Annotated in this window: 18 protein-coding genes; 11 read left to right on the top strand and 7 right to left on the bottom strand. The window is 47.5% G+C overall.

Annotation, left to right across the window (positions count from 1 at the left end; genetic code table 11):
* Nucleotides 1–10: 10 nt before the first annotated feature.
* Nucleotides 11–967 carry a PhoH family protein gene (locus tag QFZ51_RS14150; RefSeq protein ID WP_142685064.1) on the bottom strand — a complete coding sequence of 319 codons (957 nt, stop codon included), beginning with the start codon at nucleotides 965–967 and terminating at the stop codon, nucleotides 11–13.
* A 99-nt stretch (nucleotides 968–1,066) separates the two neighbouring features.
* Complete coding sequence (gene purE / locus QFZ51_RS14155; protein ID WP_370911320.1) at nucleotides 1,067–1,606, bottom strand: 5-(carboxyamino)imidazole ribonucleotide mutase; 540 nt, start codon at nucleotides 1,604–1,606, stop codon at nucleotides 1,067–1,069.
* A 174-nt stretch (nucleotides 1,607–1,780) separates the two neighbouring features.
* On the opposite strand from purE, the gene QFZ51_RS14160 reads away from it, so the two are divergent.
* Together QFZ51_RS14160 and QFZ51_RS14165 are read left to right on the top strand one after the other, a co-directional pair.
* Nucleotides 1,781–4,432, top strand: a complete 2,652-nt coding sequence (locus QFZ51_RS14160) for a PAS domain-containing sensor histidine kinase (protein WP_429046631.1) — start codon at nucleotides 1,781–1,783, stop codon at nucleotides 4,430–4,432.
* Nucleotides 4,433–4,441: 9 nt separating this feature from the next.
* Nucleotides 4,442–4,831: a response regulator gene (locus tag QFZ51_RS14165; protein WP_370911322.1), complete on the top strand. Its 390-nt coding sequence runs from the start codon at nucleotides 4,442–4,444 to the stop codon at nucleotides 4,829–4,831.
* Here QFZ51_RS14165 and rpe read toward each other — a convergent pair.
* The 5 genes from rpe to thrA all read right to left on the bottom strand — a co-directional run bounded on the left by rpe (nucleotide 4,812) and on the right by thrA (nucleotide 11,300).
* On the bottom strand, nucleotides 4,812–5,477 hold the full coding sequence (gene rpe, locus QFZ51_RS14170; RefSeq protein WP_370911323.1) for a ribulose-phosphate 3-epimerase: 666 nt from the start codon (nucleotides 5,475–5,477) through the stop codon (nucleotides 4,812–4,814). The genes QFZ51_RS14165 and rpe overlap by 20 nt on opposite strands.
* A gap of 34 nt (nucleotides 5,478–5,511) precedes the next feature.
* Entirely contained in the window at nucleotides 5,512–6,522 is a 1,011-nt protein-coding gene (locus QFZ51_RS14175; RefSeq protein ID WP_429046633.1) for a tetratricopeptide repeat protein, read from the bottom strand.
* A gap of 24 nt (nucleotides 6,523–6,546) precedes the next feature.
* The gene (gene thrC / locus QFZ51_RS14180; RefSeq protein WP_429046636.1) at nucleotides 6,547–7,842 is read right to left on the bottom strand and encodes a threonine synthase; all 1,296 of its coding nucleotides are present in this window, start codon (nucleotides 7,840–7,842) and stop codon (nucleotides 6,547–6,549) included.
* A gap of 21 nt (nucleotides 7,843–7,863) precedes the next feature.
* Complete coding sequence (locus tag QFZ51_RS14185; protein ID WP_370911326.1) at nucleotides 7,864–8,790, bottom strand: homoserine kinase; 927 nt, start codon at nucleotides 8,788–8,790, stop codon at nucleotides 7,864–7,866.
* 65 nt (nucleotides 8,791–8,855) lie between these two features.
* The gene (gene thrA / locus QFZ51_RS14190; RefSeq protein WP_429046638.1) at nucleotides 8,856–11,300 is read right to left on the bottom strand and encodes a bifunctional aspartate kinase/homoserine dehydrogenase I; all 2,445 of its coding nucleotides are present in this window, start codon (nucleotides 11,298–11,300) and stop codon (nucleotides 8,856–8,858) included.
* 820 nt (nucleotides 11,301–12,120) lie between these two features.
* On the opposite strand from thrA, the gene QFZ51_RS14195 reads away from it, so the two are divergent.
* The 9 genes from QFZ51_RS14195 to QFZ51_RS14235 all read left to right on the top strand — a co-directional run bounded on the left by QFZ51_RS14195 (nucleotide 12,121) and on the right by QFZ51_RS14235 (nucleotide 23,418).
* Nucleotides 12,121–13,278, top strand: a complete 1,158-nt coding sequence (locus tag QFZ51_RS14195; RefSeq protein ID WP_429046640.1) for a homogentisate 1,2-dioxygenase — start codon at nucleotides 12,121–12,123, stop codon at nucleotides 13,276–13,278.
* Nucleotides 13,279–13,327: 49 nt separating this feature from the next.
* Nucleotides 13,328–14,458 carry a 4-hydroxyphenylpyruvate dioxygenase gene (gene hppD, locus QFZ51_RS14200; RefSeq protein WP_429046642.1) on the top strand — a complete coding sequence of 377 codons (1,131 nt, stop codon included), beginning with the start codon at nucleotides 13,328–13,330 and terminating at the stop codon, nucleotides 14,456–14,458.
* Nucleotides 14,459–15,427: 969 nt separating this feature from the next.
* A complete protein-coding gene (locus tag QFZ51_RS14205) occupies nucleotides 15,428–16,261 on the top strand; it encodes a hypothetical protein (protein WP_429046644.1) in 834 nt (277 codons plus the stop codon).
* 263 nt (nucleotides 16,262–16,524) lie between these two features.
* On the top strand, nucleotides 16,525–17,274 hold the full coding sequence (locus QFZ51_RS14210; RefSeq protein WP_429046646.1) for a L,D-transpeptidase family protein: 750 nt from the start codon (nucleotides 16,525–16,527) through the stop codon (nucleotides 17,272–17,274).
* A gap of 179 nt (nucleotides 17,275–17,453) precedes the next feature.
* Nucleotides 17,454–18,029: a gluconate 2-dehydrogenase subunit 3 family protein gene (locus tag QFZ51_RS14215; protein ID WP_429046648.1), complete on the top strand. Its 576-nt coding sequence runs from the start codon at nucleotides 17,454–17,456 to the stop codon at nucleotides 18,027–18,029.
* Between the two features lie 30 nt (nucleotides 18,030–18,059).
* On the top strand, nucleotides 18,060–19,757 hold the full coding sequence (locus tag QFZ51_RS14220) for a GMC oxidoreductase (RefSeq protein WP_429046650.1): 1,698 nt from the start codon (nucleotides 18,060–18,062) through the stop codon (nucleotides 19,755–19,757).
* Nucleotides 19,758–19,837: 80 nt separating this feature from the next.
* Nucleotides 19,838–21,535: a GMC oxidoreductase gene (locus QFZ51_RS14225; protein ID WP_429046652.1), complete on the top strand. Its 1,698-nt coding sequence runs from the start codon at nucleotides 19,838–19,840 to the stop codon at nucleotides 21,533–21,535.
* A 289-nt stretch (nucleotides 21,536–21,824) separates the two neighbouring features.
* Complete coding sequence (locus QFZ51_RS14230) at nucleotides 21,825–22,409, top strand: RNA polymerase sigma factor (protein WP_429046654.1); 585 nt, start codon at nucleotides 21,825–21,827, stop codon at nucleotides 22,407–22,409.
* A gap of 64 nt (nucleotides 22,410–22,473) precedes the next feature.
* The gene (locus QFZ51_RS14235; RefSeq protein ID WP_429046656.1) at nucleotides 22,474–23,418 is read left to right on the top strand and encodes a FecR family protein; all 945 of its coding nucleotides are present in this window, start codon (nucleotides 22,474–22,476) and stop codon (nucleotides 23,416–23,418) included.
* The last annotated feature ends 3 nt before the right edge of the window (nucleotides 23,419–23,421 follow it).

Here is a 23,421-nt window from a genome sequence, read left to right on the forward strand (position 1 = left end):
ATCAACTGTCTTATTTTTCCTTATTGGCTTCGTAAGCCTTGATGATGGCTTTAACAAGCCGGTGTCTTACCACATCTTCCTCATCAAGTTCCACATGACCGATACCATCGATGTTACGAAGGATGCGGGTAGCCCTTTCCAGACCGGATTGCTGATTTTTGGGTAAATCTATCTGTGTAAGGTCACCTGTGATGATGGCCTGTGCAGATGCACCGATACGGGTTAGAAACATCTTGATCTGCAGGTCGGTGGCATTTTGCGCTTCATCCAGGATAATAAAGGAGTTATCCAGGGTACGTCCACGCATATACGCCAATGGTGCAATTTCAATCACGCGGTTGGTCATGTAGTAACTCAGCTTTTCCGCAGGGATCATATCATCCAGCGCATCGTACAATGGCCGCAGATACGGATCGATCTTTTCTTTCAGATCTCCCGGCAGGAAACCGAGGCTTTCTCCTGCTTCTACCGCAGGACGGGTGAGAATGATCTTTTTAACCGCTTTGTTTTTGAGAGCACGAACCGCCAAAGCAACGGCAGTATAGGTTTTACCGGTACCGGCAGGACCTATCGCAAAAATGATGTCGTTCTTTTCCGCCAGCGCTACCATCTTTTTCTGGTTGGCTGTACGGGCCCTTACGGTTCTGCCGTTGGGCCCAAATACCAGTACTTCGTTGGGATTGCGCTCACTGAAATTGTCGATTTTAGTGCCTTCCTCATCTCCAAGAATCTGTTCAAAATAGTTCTCTGTCAGGTTACCGTTCCGCTCCAGGTATTTAACGATCTGACCGATTTTTTCCTCCGCTGTAGCCACTTCTTCCGGTGCCCCACTCAATTTTAACTGGGTGCCCCTGGACAGGATCTTAAGCAATGGGAATTTCTTTTTCAGCAGATCAAGCTTTCCGTTGTTAACGCCGAAAAACTCAATGGGATTAATACTGTCTAAATTGATAATGGATTCAGTCAATGATTCTAAGGTTTAATTGTCCAGGAAATGATCGGTATTTTTCAATCCGAATATATTTAAATCTAGTATAACCTGGAGAACGCAATTGTTAAGCTATCACTAAATTCTGTACCCGTTCTGTTTGAAGCCTTCTACTTTAGCGGCGATATCTTTATTTCCCAAAGCCAGGATACGTGCAGCCAGTATAGCCGCATTACGCGCACCCGCTTTTCCAACCGCCAATGTACCTACCGGTAATCCCGCAGGCATCTGTACAATTGAATACAAGGCATCGATTCCGCCCGGTAAACCACCATCTAAAGGAACTCCAAGAACAGGCAGCGAAGTGTAAGCTGATACAACTCCCGGTAAGGCTGCTGCCATGCCCGCTGCGGCAATAATTACGCCAAAACCCTTTTCCTGAGCGGTTATACACAATTCTCTTACTTTATCAGGATTGCGGTGAGCAGAAGCCACTATCATCTCATTTTCAATTCCAAAATACTGTAAATGCTTCTGTGATTCTTCCATTACAGGCTTGTCACTCTCGGAACCCATGATAATCAAAACTTTCATCTGATAATATTTTAAAAATAATAATGTAATAAGATACCCCAAAGATATTGATCGTTTAACAATTTCGGAAAACTCAAAATCCACAACAGGTGGATAAATGATTGAACCAATCCACTCTTTCCCTTGTTAATTCTGCGTTTATAGGGAATTGACCAATATCTAACAATTTATTACTTTTACCTGTCCAATAGTGTTTTTTATTATATAATGCCTACTTTAGGCGTTTCCTGACACAACGATTTTAGATTCTGCTATCATATGAATGTAGTTATGCTGCAACAGCATTACAGCCACTTACAGCATCTTGAAACCGCTATTAATGCCTTTGCACTCTCTGTCACCATAGATGCGGCAGGTACGGTGACTGCGGTTAATACGCAGGTGATAGCGGCATTGCAGCCATCAGAAGGCCCCCTTACCGGCCGCCCTTTTACCGCCCTCTTCCGGCCTGATAACCCGGAACACTGGCAGGATCTCTGGATTACCCTGATGAAAGGGGAACCGGTACAGGAACAGCTCTGCTTTCTTATCAATTCCGAAAATAAACCACTGTGGCTGGAAGCCGGCATTACCCCGTTTTTCAGTGAAGCCGGCGCCCTTACGCATTGTATGCTCATCGGCATCGATATCACAGAGCGGAAACTCACCGAAATAAAACGCGCCCGTAATGAAGTGTACTATGGCCAGGTGCTGGAAAATCTTCCGCTCGGACTGCAACAGTTCTCGCCCGATGGTGATAGTATGGACATGAACACCCGCCAGCGGCAGATCTGGGGCAAACACCACGCCTTCTTTACCCAACCGGATTATAAATGGCTGAAAGACCCTTTCTACCGGCTTAATGGTCTCGCCGTTATGTTCGAGGAAGCCCGCAAAACAGGGAAAACGATCAAGCGGGAAATCCTCCTCAGCTACCGCGAGAAACACCACGAAAACATCACCAGGCTTTATCCCGTATATTTCGAAGCGACCATATTCCCCCTCACAGACCAGCAAAGGAATATGGATAATATCTTCCTGATACTGGATGATATCACCGAGAAAAAATTATCGGAACTCAGCCTCCAGAAAAGCGAACGACTCCTCGACAATATCATCGAAAACCTGCCCATCGGTTATATCCAGTTTGATAATTTTGGCTTTATCCGCCGGATCAATCAAACACAACGCTTCTTCTTTAATTCGCCGCATCCCATGAGCCGCCAGCCTTTCAACGTGATGAACGATGAACTGGCCACCATGTTTGAACTGGACAAACTGTTTGTACAGGCGCTGGAACAGAATAAATCACTCCGCGTGGAAAAGCGGATCGACTTCTCCCAGGACAAGCGATGGACGACCGTAGGCCGGGAAGTATACCTCGACCTGACCGTGTTCCCGGTGATTGAACCGGTGGACAAGGAAATGATTGTGGTAGCGCTGGTAAATGATATCACCGACAAAAAACTGCAGGAGCTGGAGATTAAGAAGAACCAGGAATTCCTGCAGCAAACAGGTACCATCGGTAAGATAGGCGGATGGGAACTGGATGTAGACAGCGGCCAGGTGCGGTGGACGGACCAGTCGTATCACATCCACGACTGCCCCGTAGATACCCCCGTCGATCTTGAAAAAGCACTGGGCTATTACACACCAGAGGCCCGTGAAAGCCTCGAAGCGCTGATGCAGCAATGTATGGAAACAGGCAGGCCGTTCGATGCCCAGCTCACCATCATTTCTTCCAAACAACAGGTAAAAAGGGTCCGGTCTATTGGACAACCCGGTTATGTAAACGGCCGGCTGGTACGCATGTACGGGGTAGTGCAGGATATCACCGAACAACTGGAAATCAGGGACGCACTCACCCGGAACACAGAGCTGATGCGTCTTTTCTTTGATACCATCGATATGGGATATGCCGCTATGGAGAAATCAGGGAACCTCAACTTCCTGAACCGGAAGGCCGAGAAAATGATTGGTCACCCTGTGGCCATGGGCAGCAATATCTTCAAGGAATTTCCGCGCTTAAGCGGCACCGTGTTTTATGCACGGCTGCAGGAATGCATCCAGCAGCAGGCATCACAGTCGTTCGGCATCTACTTCCCGGGGGCAGACAAATGGTACGATTTCCTGCTTACCCCGATGCAGGACGGCGGGATCTCCGTGTTTATGCGCGATATCACGGACAGCCGGAAATTGCAGAAAGAGCTCCGGAAGGCCAACGAGCAGTTATCTAACCTGAACAAAAACCTGCTGAACCAGAACAAGCAGCTGGAAGATTTTGCCCACATCACTTCCCATAACCTCCGGGCGCCTATTGCCAACCTGAAGGCGCTGATGCAGATGCACAATGAAGCTGCCGCCCAGCAGGAAAAGGATCTTTACCTGGGCATGGTACACGAGGTGATAAAGAAGATTGATGAAACACTGAACGACCTGGTGGAGGTAGTGCAGATCCGGAAAGATGTGAATGTGGAAAAAGAAAAACTGTCGTTTGCCGAAAGATTACAGAAGGTAAAAGATATTTTGCTGGTAGATATAGAAACCAGCAATATCCAGATCACCTATGATTTTGAGGAGGAGCCGGTGATTGAATATCCCCGGGTGTACCTCGACAGTATCCTGCTGAATTTTATTACCAACGCTATCCGCTACCGTTCTTCAGAACGTACGCCTGCACTGCATCTGCGGAGCTGGAAAGAAAATGATAACATCATTCTGAGTGTGGAAGACAACGGTGTGGGGATAGATATGGAGCGGTTTGGCAACAAGCTTTTTGGCTTCCGCAAAACCTTTCATAAAAATAAAGATGCGAAGGGAATAGGCTTATTTATCACGAAAACGCAGGTAGAAGCGATGGGTGGTAATATAAGAGCAGAAAGTCATCCCGGAGAGGGAACCAAATTTATTATTACTTTTAGATCAGAATAAACCCCCTTTATGAGTTTAATCAATACGATTTTTATTGTAGATGATGACCCGATTCACCAGCAGATTGCCAAAATCATGATCGAACGTCAGGCTATCAGCAGTAATATCCGTGTATTTTCCGACGCACAGGATGTATTGGACCTTCTCCGGGAAAATGCAGGAGAAGCACAGGCCTTGCCGGATCTTATATTGCTGGATCTCAATATGCCTGTGATGGATGGCTGGGAGTTCCTGGAAGAATATGCCGTTTTCCAGGCGGAGTTGCCGAAGCAAATCAGGATCTTTGTACTGACTTCCTCCATTGATGAAAAGGACAGGGAGCGTGTGAATGCTTACAATTTTGTAACAGGATATCTCACCAAGCCACTATCAAAGGAAATTATTTCACACTTGTCTTGAGCGTGTGAATGGTTTTTTCAGGATCGGCAGAGGAGAAGATGGCACTGCCTGCCACTAATACATTTGCGCCCGCCTGGATGAGTTGTCCGGCGTTATCTGTGCCTATGCCGCCATCTACTTCAATGAGCGCATGTGCGTGATTGTCTGTGATCAGTTGTCTCAGTTGCCTTATTTTCTGGTAGGTTTGTTCGATGAATGTTTGTCCGCCGAAGCCCGGATTCACGCTCATGATCAGCACTACGTCAATATCCCGGATCACATTTTCGAGCAACCCTACCGGTGTGTGCGGATTCAGTGCCACGCCGGCTTTCATGCCCAGTCCTTTGATCTGCTGGATGTTCCGGTGCAGGTGGATACAGGCTTCGAAGTGTACGGTAAGTATGTCGGCGCCGGCTTTTTTGAAGTCGGCTGCGTATTTCTCCGGTTCTTCGATCATCAGGTGCACATCACAGGGTTTCTGCGCTTTCTTTTTGATCTGTGCAATCACGGGCAAGCCATAGCTGATATTAGGTACAAACCGTCCATCCATTACATCGAGATGGAACCAGTCGGCTTCGCTGCGGTTCACCATATCCACTTCTTTTCCCAGCTCCAGGAAATTTGCTGCCAGTAAAGATGGCGCCACTAAAACAGGATGTTTTTCCAAGTGCTCTATTTTTGAATGATGTAAATTTAAGTAATTACGGGTTCAATCTTCTCAGGGCTTCCTTTGCTTCGCTGAAATCTTTTTTAAAGGAAGTAGCTTTGGTATAGTCTTCTATAGCCAGTGCTTTGTTGCCTAGTTGTTCCTGTGCCATAGCCCTGTAGTAATAGGCCCATGCGTCTGTTGGCGCTGATTTGGCGGCCAGGTTGTAATAGGTGTACGCCGTTTTCCAGTCCTTTTTATTGCTGTAAATTTTCCCCAGTGCCAGGTAGGCTTGTTCAAAGCCGGGATCTGTTACAATGCATTTCCGGTACGCGCCGAGCGCGGCGGGCAGGTCGCCCAGTTCTTCCTGGAATTGAGCGGCTTCAAATAAAGGATACGCGTTGGTAGTATCCAGTTGCCATGCCTGCTGGTAATAGTTGAGGGCGGCAGTGGCTTTGCGGCTGCGGAGCAGGTCGCCCAGTTCCATGACCGCCTCAAATTCAGGCTGTTTCCCGGCGGCATGAATGGCGGAGGTAAGGTGACGGATAGCCGAGGTGGTATCCTGTTTATCTTCTGCCATGCGGGCTTTCAGGTAGAATGCCTTATCGCGGGCATCTGTCGTTTGTGCGAGCACGTTAGCGATGCTGTCTGCCTGGGCATATTGTTTATTTTCTATCAGTGCAGTGGCCAGGCGGTATTCCAGGTACGTATAGCCGGGAGCGGTAGCCAGCGCTTTCTGAAAATTTGCGGCTGCCTTTTTATAATCATTTACGATCAGGGCGGCTTCGCCTGCCCCTGCCCAGTAGTCGGTATTTTCCGGCATCAGGGAGGCGGCCTTTTCAAAATCGGCCTGCGCCAGTGCAGGGTTGGTATTAAACAACAGCAGTGCGCGGTGATAGTACAGATCGGGATGGTCGGGAAACTGTGAAATAGAATCTGTTACCGGCCGGATGATATCGCTGTACAACACGGAGTCCGGGCGGCTGGCAGTATTTTGCTGCCGGGTGCCGGCATTATTACATGCCTGCGCACCCATTAATAACAGGAGGATAGGTAAATACTTCATACTGGCGCCAAAACTACAGAATCATTATTGCATTAACCAGTTTTTGAAAGCAGGATAATCGGCGGCCAGCAGGGTAGCCTGTTTTTCTTTACCATATAAAGACATCACTTTCGCCGGAGTATATATTTCCTCCCGGATAGATTTAGGGGCTGTGTCTTCAAATTTCACCGGGTGGGCTGTTTCCAGGAAAACGCCTGTCAGCTCCGGGGAATGTTCCAGGTAACGTTGCAGTCCCATGAAGCCTACGGCGCCGTGAGGGTCCAGCATATAATGGTTTTCTTTCCATACCTGTTCCATGGTGCGGGCGGTATCTTTATCATTAAAGCTGTAGGCGGTGAGTTTTTCAGCAAGGGAAGGGAGGCTGTTGCCGAATAGTTCCAGGATACGTACAAAGTTGCTGGGATCTGCCACATCCATAGCGTTAGACATGGTAGGCGATGCTTTGCCTGGTTCATATTTACCACTGTCCATAAAGCGGGGCACGGTGTCATTGATATTCGTGGCGGCTACAAAATGTGATACCGGCAATCCCATGGCAGCGGCCATCATGCCTGCGCAGATATTGCCGAAATTGCCGCTGGGTACGGAGAACACGAGCCTGGGATGTGCTGCCTTCATTTGTTTGTATGCCAGGAAATAATAGAACATCTGGGGCAGCCAGCGGGCTACATTGATGGAGTTGGCGCTGGTAAGCGGCCGGCGTGCCTGCAGTTCCTGGTCCAGGAAAGCAGTTTTTACCAGCTGCTGGCAGTCATCGAAGGTGCCTTCTATTTCCAGTGCATGAATATTATTGCCGAGTGTGGTGAGTTGTTTTTCCTGCAATACACTCACCTTTTTGGAAGGGTAGAGGATCACCACTTCCACGCCGGGCACATTATAAAAACCACTGGCTACGGCGCCGCCGGTATCGCCGGAAGTGGCTACCAGTACGGTTACAGGAGTGGTGCTGTTGCGGCGGAAATAGCCGAGGCAGCCGGCCATAAAGCGGGCGCCCACATCTTTAAATGCAAGGGTAGGGCCGTGGAACAGTTCCAGGGCGTAGGTATGACCGGTCACTTTCTGCACCGGGAAAGGAAAATGTAGTGTATCGGTTACTATCTTTTTTAAAGCCTCTTCGGGTATTTCATTGCCAACAAACAGGCGGATAACTTGTAGTCCGATCTCGTGGTCCGTATAATTATGCAGGTTATTGATGAAGTCTTTATCCAGTGCTGGTATCTGTTCCGGAAAATAGAGTCCCCTGTCTGGCGCCAATCCCTGTACTACTGCTGTTTCGAAATTTACCTGGTGCTGCTTGTTCTGTAAGCTGAAATACTGCATGAATAAAACGTTGTTAATTAGTTAGTCAATCACTTTTACACCGGCGGTGTTAATCTGGGAAACGTAGATTTTATAATCCACGCCAAGTGGTGCGTAAACGCTATCCATCGTAGCCGCTACTTTGCGGGCATTTTCTTCTCCTTTGCTGAGCATGAATACAGAGGGGCCGGAGCCGGAGATACCGCCGCCGAGGGCGCCGGCTTCCTTACATTTCAGTTTCAGCTCGTGGAAGGCCGGGATGAGGATGGAACGGATCGGTTCCACGATCACATCTTCCAGCGACCGGCTGATCAGTTCATAATCGTTTTGGTAAAGTCCCGCCACCAATGCGCCCACGTTGCCCCATTGCCGGATGGCATCTGTCATGAGCACTTTTTGTTTCAGTATTTCGCGGGCGTCAGACGTTTTTACTTCTATCTGAGGATGTATAACGGTCACCCACAGATGCTCCGGTGTATGGAGGGTGGTAATATCCAATGGACGGTAACTTCTTACCAGGGTGAAGCCGCCGAGGATGGCCGGGGCTACGTTATCTGCATGCGCTGATCCGCAGGCCAGCCGTTCTCCTTCCATGGCAAACCTTACCAGTTGTTTTTTGGTGAAGGGTTCCCCGAGTAAATGATTAACGCCTACTACCGCGCCGGCGCTGCTGGCGGCGCTGGAGCCGATGCCGCTGCCGGGGTGGATCTTTTTAAAGATCTCTATTTCAATGCCGATATCCGGCTGGTCGTATTTCTGTAATAATGCCTGAACGGCTACGCCGGCCACATTACGTGATGTTTCCAGGGGCAGGTCTGCGCCATGGATGGCAGTAATGCGGATGCCTGGTTCACTGCTCCTGCGAAGGATCATTTCATCTCCCGGCGCGTCCAGCGCCAGGCCGATCACGTCAAACCCACAAGCTACATTGGCCACTGTTCCCGGCGCAAATACTTTTATACTGTCCATATCACCTTTAAGTTAGTTTAATTTAATAATTGATTGTCAGGATTGCAACTCATTTCATGGAAAGTTTACAATCTGGCGCTCCGGATGATGTCTGCAAAGATGCCGGAGGCGGTAACATCTGCTCCTGCGCCCGCGCCCTTTACGATCAGTGGCTGGTCTTTATACCTGCTGGTAGTGTACAGCACAATATTGTCCTTCCCTTCCAGTTTAAAGAACGGATGATCGGGGGCTACGCTTTGCAGGCCCACGGAGGCTTTCCCATCTTCATAGCGGGCCACGAACTTCAGGCGTTTACCTTCAGCCTCTGCGGTTTCGCGCAGTCCCTGGAAGTGAGCGGCGTGTACATCCAGCTCTTCGTAGAAGGCGGGTACAGAAGGGGCGTCGAGGCATTCGGCGGGCAGGAATGAGTAGTTGGTGATTTCATCCATTTCAATGGCGGCGCCGCTTTCACGGGCCAGGATGAGGATCTTTCTCATAACGTCCTTACCACTGAGATCGATGCGCGGATCTGGTTCGGTGTAGCCTTCGTCCTGCGCGGCTTTTACTACTTCACGGAAACTGGTGCCATTTAAGAAATGGTTGAATACGAAGTTGAGGCTGCCGGACAGCACGGCTTCGATGCTGTGTACTTTGTCGCCGCTGCGGATCAGGTCATTCAGTGTATTGATGACCGGTAGTCCTGCTCCCACGTTGGTTTCAAACAGGAAGGAGGCGTTGTATTTGCGGGCGAGGTCCTTCAGTTGTTTATAATAAGCATAGTCTGATGAGCAGGCAATTTTATTGCAGGTAACTACGGAGATACCGTGTTGCAGGAACTCGTGGTATACAGCTGCAATGTCGCTGCTGGCAGTATTATCCACGAATACGCTGTTGCGGAGGTTCAGGTTTTTTATCTGCTGCACGAAATCGGCGGTGCTGATATGTTTGGCCTGCTCCAGTTGTTCGCGCCACTCACGTAAGGTGATGCCGGTTTCGCTGATGAGGGTGTGGCGGCTGTTGGCCAGGCCGGTTACCCGGATCTGCAAACCCAGCTCGTGCTGGAGGTAATATTGCTGTTGTTCCAGTTGTTCCAGCAGTTTGCTGCCCACATTTCCTGCGCCGGCGATAAAGAGGTTCACCTGTTTGAGGGGTGTTTCAAAAAAGGTTTCGTGCATAACGTTCAGCGCTTTTTTGATATCGGCTTTGTTGATCACCGCGGAGATATTTTTCTCGGTAGATCCCTGTGCGATGGCCCTTACGTTCACCCCGTTCCTGCCCAGGGTGCCAAAGAGCTTACCGCTGGTGCCGTGATGGTTTTTCATTTTATCTCCCACTACAGCCACAATGCAGAGGTCTTTTTCCACCAGGAGGGGTTCAATGCGTTTTTCGCTTATCTCCTGTGCAAACTCACTGTCCACCGCAGTTTTGGCTTTCAGCATGTCTGTTTCATGAATACCTACAGTGATAGAGTGTTCAGATGAGCTTTGGGTAATAAGAATTACGTTGATGCGTTCCCGTAAGAGGGACTCAAATAACCGTTTGGAGAAGCCGGGGATGCCCACCATGCCACTTCCTTCGAGGGTGAGCAGGGCGATGTTGGGAATGCCGGAGATGCCTGTTACCGGGAAGCTGCGGTCGGCGCTGTCCTGTATGAGGGTGCCATGATCTTCGGGGGCAAAAGTATTTTTGATCCAGATGGGTATGCGTTTACTCATCACCGGCTGAATAGTAGGGGGATAAATGACTTTGGCGCCAAAATGCGACAGCTCCATTGCTTCCACATAAGAAATGTGTGAGATGGGAATAGCCTGTGACACCATGCGCGGGTCGGCGGTCATCATGCCGCTCACATCTGTCCAGATATCAAGTACGGTGGCGTTAACGGCGGCCGCCACGATGGCGGCGGTGTAGTCGGAGCCGCCGCGTCCGAGGGTGGTGGTTTCGCCATCGGGGGTAGCGGCTACAAAGCCTGGCAGTACTACATAATCGGCGGGCGACTGTGCAAAGAACTGCGTAATATGGTGATTGGTGGCAACAAAGTTAACGGTGGCGTGGCCGAAGTGATTATCTGTTACAATGAGTTCGCGGCTGTCTTTGCAGGTAGCGGAGAATCCCTGCTGTTTTAGCTTTTCAGCGACGATAACACAGGACATCAGTTCGCCGTAGCTCATGATTTTATCCAGGGTACGCGGACTGAGTTCTGCAACCTGGAAGATGCCGTCGCAGAGGTTTTCGAGGGTGTTGAGTTTTTTCTTCAGCTGGCTGATTTGCCCGCTTTGTGCGGTGATAGGGAATAATTCACGGATGGTATCGAGATGCCGTGCTTCAATTTCCTGTAATATACTTTTATAGTCTTCGTTGCCTTGCTCCGCGAGTTGTCCGCAGCGTATAAGCTTATCCGTTACCCCGCCGAGAGCTGATACGACGATGGCATATTTACCGGCCGGTTTATATTGTTTGAGGATGTTGCAAACCTGTTCTATTGCTTTGGCGCTTCCCACTGAAGTGCCGCCAAATTTTAATACTTGCATATGGAAAATTTATACGTAGATAAGTCCGGGTCCTCCCGGTTATGTACCACCCTTGTGGTCGTTGGATAATATGTGAAAACTAACCCCGCAGTGGGGTTGTAATAATGGTGGTCGTTGTCGCCATAGTGTCCGCTATCCGCCTGGAGGCAGAAACCGAAGAGAACTGGTATGTGTAGAACGGTATCACTATTGGAATATGACGATTGTGTAACAAAAGTCTACAATTACACTGGTAAATAAAAGTGCAGTGGCGATTTTTAGAAATGTTTTAAATTTAGGGTCGTTTGTTGATTTTTGATACTTATTATGGTTATTTTTTAGAATTATATTCAAAATATAAATAAGATAGTTGCGATTTTATAATTCCTGACATTGGACAAAATGGTTGTTTTGTGACAATTGTGTGACTGATAATTGCCCGTGACAAAAATCATTTTGGAATCACAGTTTTTCCTTACCTTAGTCGCCTAAACAATTGCCACTTGTCCATTTCACTGAAATATACAAGCAATAGTCAGCTTAACTACTACTTTCTCATGGCCACGCTTGCCATGGATTCGACTTTGGCATAACCTTTCCCAACGGCCGCTACCGGCCATCCTTCGTATTTATATACCGTAACTTTGTAATAGTATTCAGTTGCTATTCCTGCGCATGTGTATCATAATTTTTTGCTGCCATCAGCAGGTTGCACTGTATCATATAAATTCAGCAGGTTGCACTGTATCATATAAATATGGATCGTACACCAGTACAATGAATCATACACCTATTCAATCTTTTAATTGTACACCAGAACAATTTTTTCAAACCACCTGTCATGCCACATTATTATAAACTAGGACAAATACCGCATAAGCGCCATACCCAGTTCCGCAAACCGGACGGCCAGCTGTATTCGGAGCAGTTGTTTTCTACAGAAGGATTCTCTTCCCACTCCAGCCTGTTGTATCACTGTCACCCCCCTACGGAGATTGTAAAAGTAGATGAACCCTATTCCGTTGCACCAAAGGTGGCGGAAGAAAAGATGCTGAAGCACCGGAGCTTCATGGGGTTTAATATTAAACCGGAAGACGACTTCTTGGAAAGCCGCAAAGCAGTATTGGTAAACAGTGATCTTCATATTGTACTGGCATCGCCCCGCAAAAGCATGGAAGGATATTTTTACAAGAATGCGGATGCGGATGAAATGATCTTCGTGCATGAAGGAAGCGGTGTATTGAAAACACAATACGGCCAGCTGGAATTTGGCTATGGCGATTACCTGGTGGTTCCCCGCGGTACTATTTACCAGATCACTTTTAATACGGAAGATAACCGCCTGTTTATAGTGGAATCGTTTAGTCCTATCCGTTATCCAAAAAGATACCTGAGCAAATATGGACAATTACTGGAGCATTCCCCTTACTGCGAGCGGGATATCCGGCAGCCGCAGCACCTGGAAACCATTGATGAGGAAGGCGATTTCCTCATTCGTATAAAAAAGAAAGGGGTGATCTATCCCATTCATTATAAACATCATCCCTTCGACGTAATCGGCTGGGATGGATGTGAATACCCGTTTGCCTTTTCCATCCACGACTTTGAACCGATCACCGGGCGGGTACACCAGCCGCCACCAGTGCATCAGACCTTTGAAGGGAACAACTTTGTAGTATGTTCCTTTTGTCCGCGGTTATTTGATTATCACCCGCAGTCAATCCCTGCGCCGTATAATCATAGTAACATCGACAGTGATGAGGTATTATATTATGTAGACGGCGATTTTATGAGCCGTAAGCATGTGGTGCGGGGGATGATCACTTTACATCCTGCGGGCATCCCGCATGGGCCTCACCCCGGAGCCGTGGAAAAAAGTATCGGCGCAAAAGAAACAAAAGAGCTGGCAGTGATGGTAGATACCTTTCACCCTTTGCAGATCACCGAAGCAGCATTGGGTATTGAAGATGGCAGCTACGTCATGAGCTGGGCAGAATAAATGATTCACAAAAACCAACCAACTTATAAAACCAAAACAATTGAATGTTATGGAAACAGCATTAGTGAATGCGGACAACTTAACCGGTCAGCAGGACTTTTTACCACTCAATGGTACCGACTACGTAGAGTTTTATGTAGGCAACGCCAAGCAGGCGGCACATTATTACAAAACTGCTTTCGGCTTTCAGTCGGTGGCTTATGCCGGTCCTGAAACCGGTGTAAAAGACAGGGTTTCCTATGTGCTGGTGCAAAACAAACTGCGCTTTGTACTCACCACCTCCCTGTTGCCCGATACCGAAATTGCCCGTCACGTTGCCAAACATGGCGATGGTGTGAAAGTACTGGCCCTGTGGGTAGACGACGCCCGGTCGGCTTACGAAGAAACCGTGAAACGGGGCGCCACGCCTTACCTGGAGCCGGTTACAGAGAAGGATGAATTTGGCACAGTAGTGCGGAGTGGTATCCATACCTACGGCGACACCGTGCATCTTTTTATAGAACGTAAAAACTATAAAGGATTGTTTATGCCGGGTTACAAGGAATGGAAAACGAATTACAATCCAACAGATACCGGCCTGTTATATGTAGATCATTGCGTGGGTAATGTGGGCTGGAATGAGATGAATACCTGGGTTGGATTTTACGAGCGCGTGATGGGTTTCAGGAACCTGATCTCTTTCGACGACAGCGATATTTCCACCGAATATTCTGCCTTGATGAGCAAGGTAATGAGTAACGGCAACGGCCGTGTGAAATTCCCCATCAACGAACCCGCCGAAGGAAAGAAGAAATCACAAATTGAAGAATACCTTGATTTCTACGGCGGACCCGGTGTTCAGCACGTGGCCATTGCCACCAACGACATCGTGAACACGGTGACTGAACTGCAAAACAGGGGCGTGGAATTCCTCACGGTGCCACCGGTTTACTATGAAACCCTGCTGGACAGGGTGGGTAAGATTGATGAGGACATTGCGCCGTTACAAAAGCTGGGCATCCTGGTAGACCGCGATGATGAAGGCTACCTGTTGCAGATCTTCACCAAGCCTATCCAGGACCGGCCAACGGTATTCTTCGAAATTATTCAGCGCAAGGGTGCGCAATCTTTTGGTAAAGGCAACTTCAAGGCTTTGTTTGAATCTATAGAAAGAGAACAGGCACTGCGCGGCAATTTATAATGCGCCGCGTAGGTTGTCTTACTCAGGATTAAACGCGTAGGTTGTCTTACTCAGGATTAAACTTATTACACTGATTACGCTGATTTGATCACTTTTTGATTTTAAAAGATTTGGGGAGATGTTAGCGTAGGTTGTCTTACTCAGGATTAAACTTATTACACTGATTACGCTGATTTGATCACTTTTTGATTTTAAAAGATTTGGGGAGATATAAGCGTAAGTTGATTTTATTTTTTTGAGTTTTTTAGATTAAAAGATCAGGGAAGATAGAAGCGGAATATGCGCTTTCATCTTCCCTGATTTTTTAAATCTAAAAAAATGCAGGTGTTGTCTTTTTGCCTGATTATGTTTATCTTTATAATATGCCTAAAGCGTTGATATCCAGGTTCTTTTTCTGAGGAACCTGTCTAAAGAATATCTTAAAACCCGCTCTGGCGCATTGATGCACAATACGTTACCGATCAAGTCCACGTCACCTCCACATTAACAGCAAATCAAAAGCACATATAAAGCAAATGCAAAGCATGTGCAAAGCATATACAAAGCAGATGTAAGGCATGGGCTATTCCGTCTTCACGTCAGCTTTTTTAAATACCCATCTCCCAAAGAAAAAAGTAAAATCGCAATCAGGCAGAAAGACAAGCTACGCTTATATCTTCCCGAATCCTTTAAAAAATCCCAAAAGTAAAATCCAGGTAATCAGTAAAATCAGCGTAATCCTGAGAAAGACAACCTACGCTAACATCTCCCCAAATCCTTTAAAAATCAAAAGTGATCAAATCAGCGTAATCAGTGTAATAAGTTTAATCCTGAGTAAGACAACCTACGCATGTGAATGTTAACGATATGTAAATAACTTGTTATTTTAAACCAACTTGTCAAAATGCGCGTATATATTGCGTCTTTTCCCACATTAGCCACACTTTAGTTATTTTTATACAGTATATTTATATTTAATATTTGTAACCTATGCACACAACTTCCATAGCCCGCAGGGCTATCTATGCCGCTTTGGTGACATCGTTCACCATCCTTACTGCTTTCCGTAGCGAAGGCAACCATATCAGCTTCCGTAATGGTGGCGATCAGCAAACTTACCTGCACAAGGTGGTATCGCCCGCAGGACAAACAACGGTGGAATATAACCCCGACAAATCCATTCGCCGGATCATACAGCTGCGGAAATCGGAAAATGCTACCTACAGCGATGTCCAGCTGCCGGTATATGAAAATGGCCGCCTGGTGAAGTGCCTGTCGGCTGCCGATGAAAAAGCCGTTACCGGCGATCCTTACCTGTCGTTTGAGTACAGCAGCGACAAGGTGTCCAGGATCAGTTATTACCGCGACAACGCCGTGTATTCCTATGATTCCCTGGCGTATGATGCCAGTGGCAAAATAGCCCGGCGCTACCAGTTTGGCCATAATGGCGCCAAAGCAGCGTGGGAAAACAGCGGATACCTGGAGTATACCTGGAACCAGGAAGGAGACGTGGAACGGATGGATACCTATGGCAAACAGCCGGGATACAGCAAGTTTGTGTATACCTCTTCTGTTAGCTACACCTACGACCGCATGCGGAACCCGCAGCAGCTGCAACCAGAGCTGGGTATCCTGCTGGATGGCGGTGGCGGAAGCCTCTCGGCCCACAACGTGCTCACCGAAAACATTAGCAGTCCCAACACTTCCAGGGTGATCACCAACACCTATACCTACGCCTATAACGGGAAGTACCCGGTGCGCGCCACTTTCAGCTCCGGCATGGACGAGACTACCATAAAACTGGAATGGATAAAGCTACAGTAAAGCAATAAACTTGTAACTTTACAATATTAAAATAAGAGTTCCGTTTTTATGAGGATGCAAACGCTGTTCGGTGTATTGTTTTTGTTAGGTGGGATTTTCCAGGCCTTTACGGCGATATTGATCTATCAGGGGCACAAACACTATATTTTAAAGATAGCCAACAGGAAAGTGAGTATGGTGATATATTTTATTTTTACCCTGTTATTGTTTTATCTTGCTTATATAAACCTGGTATAAATATTAAAATTTTGTTGAATAATATTATGAAGCGACTTGTTGTAATCGTCCTGATTTTGTTGGGTGCAGGTAAAATTTTTGCCCAGCAATCTTTCCTCGACAACCAGAAAATGTTTCCCAAAGTAGGGGAGGCATACCGTGAAAAAGAGGAGTTGCTGAAAAAAGAATTCGAAAAGAAGGGCCTTGCCTACCCTGCAAGATATATGTTTGTCCGTTCCTTCAAACTGGACAGCGAAATGGAGATCTGGGTGAAAAATAACCCCCAGGACACTTTCCGTTTGTTCAAATCTTACCGGGTGTGTACACTTTCCGGTAAAATGGGACCCAAGCGTAAGGAAGGGGACCGCCAGGTGCCGGAAGGATTCTATTATATCAACGATTTTAACCCGAACAGCAACTATCACCTGTCGCTGGGTATCAACTACCCGAATTTCTCCGACCGCATCCTGAGCGATCCGAAGAACCCCGGTGGTGAAATCTATATCCACGGCAACTGCATCACCGTAGGTTGTATTCCCTTAACCGATGAATTCATTGATGAGGTATACATTTTGGCGGTAAATGCAAAGAACGCAGGACAGGATTTCATACCGGTGCATGTATTCCCCGTGAAGTTCGGCAACCCCGGTTCCATGAACTACCTGGGCACTTTTACCATGACCGACAGCTCTTCCAAACAATTCTGGGCGGAACTCCGGTCGGCTTATGATTATTTCGAAAAACACCACCGCCTGCCGGTTGTACTGGTAGACGACAAAGGAAAATATATCCTGTAACAGTTGCCACACTGTACAGGCCGATGGGTAGATGGAAGTCGCATTACAGACTTACGTCTACCCATCTTCTTTTTTACTTCTTCCTATTTTTAGCCGCTCATGCATATTTCACCCCTGTTTATTTGGTTTTTAGAAGAATTTTTTCCAACTTGTTCGAAGGTCAAATCAACTTACTATTTATGCACAGAAGAGACGCAATAAGGAATGTGGCGATTTTGTTGGGTACTGCCATTTCCGCTTCCACGTTATCAGCTTTAGAAAGCTGCACAGGTTCTGGTCCTAAGAACTACGATCTTCATAAGCCGGAAACCAAAGCTTTGCTGGCGGAGATAGCGGAAACCATCATACCCAGAACCAGCACTCCTGGAGCAAAAGATGCCAAAGTAGAAGACTTTATCATTGTAATGATGAACGATTGTTACAAGAAAGAAGATCAGCAGGCATTCCTCGATGGGTTGTCAAAAATCAATGAGGCAAGTGAGAAGCAATTCAAAAAAGGCTTCATGGACATTACACCGGAACAGCGCACCGAGCTCCTCACAGGGATTGAAAAAGAGCGCGTAGACTACAACAAGCGTAAAGATAAAAAAGAAGGAGATCCTACCCATTATTTCCAGTACCTGAAAGAATTAACCCTGCTGGGTTATTTCACTTCCGAACCGGGTGCCACCAAAGCGTTGCGCTATGTTCCCGTTCCGGGCAAGTACGAAGGTTGTACTCCTTACACCAAAGGAGAAAAGGCCTGGGCAGTGTAATCTTCTCTTTACTTTTTAAAACTGAATTAAATGAACCTGAATATAAAAGCACAGGCTGAAAATACTTATGATGCCATCGTAATTGGCTCAGGTGTGAGTGGTGGATGGGCAGCCAAAGAACTGACAGAAAAAGGCCTGAAAGTACTCATGCTGGATCGTGGTAAACCACTGGAACATGTGAAAGACTATGAAACGGCCACCAAAGATCCGTGGGAATTTAAACACCGCGGCCGTATCACGGTAGATCAGCGCGAAACACATCCTAAACTGAGTCGCGACTATCCCTACAGTGAACACAACGAAAAATACTGGATCAACGATTCCGAAAGTCCATATAATGAAGTAAAACGTTTCGACTGGTACCGCCCGGATATCGTGGGTGGCAAATCCATTATGTGGGGCCGTCAGTCGTACCGCCTGAGCGATATTGATTTTGAAGCCAACCTGAAAGATGGCATTGCGGTGGACTGGCCTATCCGTTATAAAGACATTGCACCCTGGTACGACTACGTAGAGAAATTTGCCGGTATCAGCGGTACCCGCGAAGGTCTCCCACAACTGCCTGATGGCCAGTTTATGCCCGCCATGGAAATGAACTGCGTGGAAAAAGATCTGAAGGCCAGCGTAGAAGGAAAATTCAAAGGCCGTAACATTACGATGGGTCGCGTAGCCAACATCACCCAACCGCTTCCTGGTCGTGAGAAATGCCAGTACCGCAATCTCTGCAGCCGCGGATGCCCGTTTGGCGCTTACTTCAGCACACAATCCTCCACGCTGCCGGCAGCAAGAGCTACCGGTAACCTCACACTTCGTCCTGATTCCATTGTAAATTCCATCATCTATGATGAAAAGCAAGGCAAGGCAACAGGTGTAAAAGTGATAGATAAGCACACCAAAGAAATGGTGGAATACTATGCGAAGGTCATCTTCATCAATGGTTCTACCCTCGGTTCTACCTTTGTGATGATGAACTCCACTTCTTCCCGCTTCCCGAACGGACTGGGTAACGACAGTGGCGTACTGGGCAAATACCTGATGGATCACCATTTCCGTACAGGCGCTTCCGGTACTGCAGAAGGATATGAAGATAAATACTATTTCGGCCGCCGTGCCAACGGGATTTATGTTCCCCGTTACCGCAACATCGGCGACGATAAACGTGATTATATCCGCGGATTTGGTTACCAGGGTGGCGCCAGCCGCTCAGGATGGAGCCGCGGTATTGCCGAAATGGGCGTGGGTAAAGACTTCAAGGAAATGATCACCGAACCCGGTCAGTGGAGCATTGGCTTAGGTGGTTTCGGTGAATGTTTGCCTTATGAAGCCAACCAGGTAACCCTGGATACCTCCGTGAAAGATGCATGGGGCCAGCCTGTACTGAAATTCGATGCAGAGTTCAAGGAGAACGAAAAGAAAATGCGCGTAGACATGATGAATGATGCCGCAGAAATGCTGGAAGCAGCAGGTATTAAAAACGTGAAAACATACGACAACGGATCTTATCCGGGTATGGCCATTCACGAAATGGGTACCGCACGTATGGGCCGCGATCCTAAAACATCTGTGCTCAACGGCTTTAACCAGATGCATGCGGTGAAGAACGTTTTTGTAACAGATGGTGCGGCTATGACCTCCGCCTCCTGTGTAAATCCTTCTCTCACCTATATGGCGTTAACTGCCCGCGCAGTAGATTATGCCGTGAAAGAACTGAAGAAAGGCAATATTTAAAAATACAATAGGTGCGTAGCGGTCAGGGATAGCTTTTCAGAAGCTCATTCCTGGCCGCTTGCGGCTTTAAACACAACGATATGAACCTGAATATAAAGGCAGAGAAGGAAAATACGTATGATGCCATCGTAGTGGGCTCCGGTATCAGCGGCGGATGGGCTGCCAAAGAACTCAGTGAAAAAGGACTGAAAACGCTGGTATTGGAAAGAGGCCGCAATGTAGAGCACATCAAGGACTACACTACCGCGATGAAAGCGCCGTGGGAATTTGCTCATCATCTCAATACCTCCAATGAAATGCGGGAGAAGCATCCCATCCAGAGCCGTTGCTATGCTTTTGATGAAGGCACGCAGCAGTTTTGGGTAAATGATATTGAGAACCCCTATAACGAAATAAAGCCCTTCAACTGGCTGCGTGGATACCAGGTAGGCGGCCGATCCCTCATGTGGGGCCGGCAGGTGTACCGCTGGAGCGACCTGGACTTTGAAGCCAACGCGAAAGATGGTCATGGTGTTGACTGGCCTATCCGCTACAAAGATATTGCCCCCTGGTACAAATATGTGGAAGAATATATCGGCGTAAGCGGCCAGGCGGAAGGCCTGCCACAGCTGCCCGACGGCGTTTTCCTGCCGCCAATGGAAATGAACTGCCTGGAAAAGCATGTTGCGGCACGCGTCAAAGAGAAGTATAACGACCGTATCCTGACCATAGGCCGCGTGGCACATCTCACAAAAGGATTAAAGGACCGTGGTCCGTGCCAGTACCGTAACCTGTGCGCCCGCGGATGTCCGTTTACCGGTTACTTCAGCAGCAACGGCGTTACCCTGCCTGCTGCCGCCAAAACAGGTAATATGACCCTGCGCCCGGATTCCATTGTACTGGAAGTATTATATGATAAAGATAAAAGTAAAGCTACCGGTGTAAGAGTGATGGATTCCCATACCCTGAAAACGGTAGAATACTATGCTGATATTATTTTCCTGAACGGTTCCACATTAGGTACCAGCTGGATCATGCTCAATTCGGTGTCAGACCGGTTCCCGGATGGATTTGGCAACGACAGCGGACAACTGGGGCATAACCTCATGGATCATCATTATGGCGTAGGCGCCGGCGGCGATTATGAAGGTTTTGAAGACCAGTATTACAGTAGCGGCCGCAGACCCAACGGCATTTATATTCCCCGTTTCCGTAACACCAACGCCAACACCATGCAAAAAGACTATGTGCGTGGCTTTGGCTACCAGGGCGGCGCAGGAAGGGGCCGTGGCACCAGCATGGAGGGTATCGGCGTTCAGTTGAAAGAAGCCCAGGGTGAACCTGGCAAATGGAGCATGGGCATAGGTTCCTGGGGTGAGCACCTGCCTTATTTTGAAAATAAGGTAGTGCTGAATAAAAATAAGAAAGACAAATACGGATTGCCTACACTTGATATCGACTGCGAATTTAAAGGCAATGAGATGGCCATGCGCAAGGATATGCAGGCCAGTGCAATAGAAATGCTGGAAGCAGCAGGATTGAAAAATGTGCATGGCTACGACGGTGCGCCTCCTCCGGGACATTGCATTCATGAAATGGGAACCGCCCGCATGGGTAAAGATCCCAAAACATCTGTACTGAATGGTTTTAACCAGGTACACGCCGCTAAAAATGTATATGTAACAGATGGCGCCTGCATGACGTCTTCCTCCTGTGTGAATCCTTCCATTACTTATATGGCGCTTACTGCGCGGGCATGTGATCATGCCGTTAAGGAACTGAAGAAAGGAAATATTTAAACAGCGCAAAAGGGAAACCAGCTTACCGGTTTCCCTTTTGTTTTTAGCAGGCATACTGCAAAGATTACCGTTGACCCCGAACAATCCCCGGAGTAGTAATTAGCAACCGGCCACTGACCTGTATATTTTAATAAAAGAGATCACCGGAATTTCTTTCTCCACAAGATTATTTTTATTAATATTGATGGACGTAAAATTCCACCAGACGAACAATGAAAATTATAGACTGCACGCTGTTAATCATATCATAACCTTACGTTAACAATGGCTTATTAATTTTGTCTCCTGCATGGACAATACAACTATTCTTATTTCACCTTTCCTGTTGCGCCGTTTCCGTGAAGGCGACGAAGAAGCACTGCGTTCTTTACTGGATCTGCTGGGCCCGCGCGTTTTAGGCTATTGCAGGAAAAAGGTGGGTATTGAGGAAGATGCAGAAGAATTACTGCTGGACATTTTCCTCAAACTCTGGCATTTCCGCGCAAAGCTGGATGAGACTGCTGATATACAGGTATTACTATTCACGATCGCAAGAAATCATATCCTGAATTTTATCCGCAATAAAGTCAGCCGCCGGCTAATGACTACGGATCCTGAGAATGCCTTATTGCAGCCGGCCGACAGTATTTTACACCGGCTGGATTATAATGAGCTGTACAAGCAATACCAGGGCGTGCTGGACTCGCTGGGCGACAAGCAGCGGGCTGTGTTCCGTATGAGCAGGGAAGAAGGATTATCGCACCGCGAAATTGCCGATAAACTGGGTATCTCCATACGTACTGTAGAAGCGCACATCCACAGCAGTCTGAAAGTAATAAAAGCTGAGCTGAAAGATTCCTATATTTTGCTGCTGATATTATTCTTCCTGAAATAATTTTTTTCTTCCACTAAGTAGCCTCCTTTTTTTTAGTGTATATATAGGTAGAAGTGAACTGTATATGATGAAACCTGATGCCGGCCTGTTACAGGAGCTGATAGAAAAAGTACAACATAACACTGCCAGCCGGGAGGAGCTCCGGTTGCTTTTACAGTTGCTCGAAGAAAACAACCAGGGCGACCTGATGCCGGCTGAAGAATGGTTTCAAAGCGAGCCGCAACCACTATCTGCCGGATTGAAAAATAAAGTAGTGAACATGGCGCTGCAAAGAAATATCCGCGGCGGTCAATTCCGCCGCTGGTTGCCCTATGCCGCCATGCTGCTGGTGTTGCTGGGCCTGATGTTACTATGGCCCCGTCATCAGCCGTCATATACCACCATTGCTGCAGGCGACGGAGAAATAAAACGTATAGTGCTTCCCGATAGTTCTACGGTAATATTAAACGCCCGGTCGGTGATCCGTTACAGCGAAGCATATACCGGCACATCCAGGGAGGTAATGCTGGATGGCGAGGCTTTTTTTGAGATACATCCCGACCGCCAGGCCCCTTTTATCGTACACACCGGGCATGTACAAACGCAGGTATTGGGAACCTCTTTTAATGTGAAGCATTATCCCGGCGAAAAGCTGGTAGTGGGCGTTGCCACGGGAAAAGTAAAAGTAATGGCGGCTGAAGGTCAACAGGCCATATTGGAACAAGGCAGCAAAGTAAGTTACGACAGCGCCAGCAACGGTTTCACCAGGTTCAGGGAAGAACCGCATAAAATGAACTCCTGGCAGCAGGGTATTATCACGATGGACAATCTTACATTGAAGGAAGTTACTACCGTGCTGGAAAGATGGTACAGTGTTAGTATTGTGCTGGGCACACCGGAAATGGGGCGGCATGTATTGTCCGGGCAACAGGCTAACACTTCGCTGGACTCTGTGCTGGAATCCATCTGTTTTATTTATCATCTGCAATATCATCGCCAGGGAAATATAATCCGTATAGATAAAAAATAAACC

It is taken from the genome of Chitinophaga sp. W3I9 (assembly GCF_050434025.1).
Lineage (GTDB): Bacteria > Bacteroidota > Bacteroidia > Chitinophagales > Chitinophagaceae > Chitinophaga.

What these genes read in the sequence shown, in the direction of transcription:
- QFZ51_RS14210 (WP_429046646.1), top strand. Translation starts at nt 16,525, where the DNA reads ATGAAGCGACTTGTTGTAATCGTCCTGATTTTGTTGGGTGCAGGTAAA.
- thrC (WP_429046636.1), bottom strand. Translation starts at nt 7,842, where the DNA reads ATGCAGTATTTCAGCTTACAGAACAAGCAGCACCAGGTAAATTTCGAA.
- QFZ51_RS14215 (WP_429046648.1), top strand. Translation starts at nt 17,454, where the DNA reads ATGCACAGAAGAGACGCAATAAGGAATGTGGCGATTTTGTTGGGTACT.
- QFZ51_RS14165 (WP_370911322.1), top strand. Translation starts at nt 4,442, where the DNA reads ATGAGTTTAATCAATACGATTTTTATTGTAGATGATGACCCGATTCAC.
- QFZ51_RS14205 (WP_429046644.1), top strand. Translation starts at nt 15,428, where the DNA reads ATGCACACAACTTCCATAGCCCGCAGGGCTATCTATGCCGCTTTGGTG.
- QFZ51_RS14225 (WP_429046652.1), top strand. Translation starts at nt 19,838, where the DNA reads ATGAACCTGAATATAAAGGCAGAGAAGGAAAATACGTATGATGCCATC.
- thrA (WP_429046638.1), bottom strand. Translation starts at nt 11,300, where the DNA reads ATGCAAGTATTAAAATTTGGCGGCACTTCAGTGGGAAGCGCCAAAGCA.
- QFZ51_RS14185 (WP_370911326.1), bottom strand. Translation starts at nt 8,790, where the DNA reads ATGGACAGTATAAAAGTATTTGCGCCGGGAACAGTGGCCAATGTAGCT.
- QFZ51_RS14235 (WP_429046656.1), top strand. Translation starts at nt 22,474, where the DNA reads ATGATGAAACCTGATGCCGGCCTGTTACAGGAGCTGATAGAAAAAGTA.
- hppD (WP_429046642.1), top strand. Translation starts at nt 13,328, where the DNA reads ATGGAAACAGCATTAGTGAATGCGGACAACTTAACCGGTCAGCAGGAC.
- QFZ51_RS14230 (WP_429046654.1), top strand. Translation starts at nt 21,825, where the DNA reads ATGGACAATACAACTATTCTTATTTCACCTTTCCTGTTGCGCCGTTTC.
- QFZ51_RS14175 (WP_429046633.1), bottom strand. Translation starts at nt 6,522, where the DNA reads ATGAAGTATTTACCTATCCTCCTGTTATTAATGGGTGCGCAGGCATGT.
- QFZ51_RS14160 (WP_429046631.1), top strand. Translation starts at nt 1,781, where the DNA reads ATGAATGTAGTTATGCTGCAACAGCATTACAGCCACTTACAGCATCTT.
- QFZ51_RS14195 (WP_429046640.1), top strand. Translation starts at nt 12,121, where the DNA reads ATGCCACATTATTATAAACTAGGACAAATACCGCATAAGCGCCATACC.
- QFZ51_RS14220 (WP_429046650.1), top strand. Translation starts at nt 18,060, where the DNA reads ATGAACCTGAATATAAAAGCACAGGCTGAAAATACTTATGATGCCATC.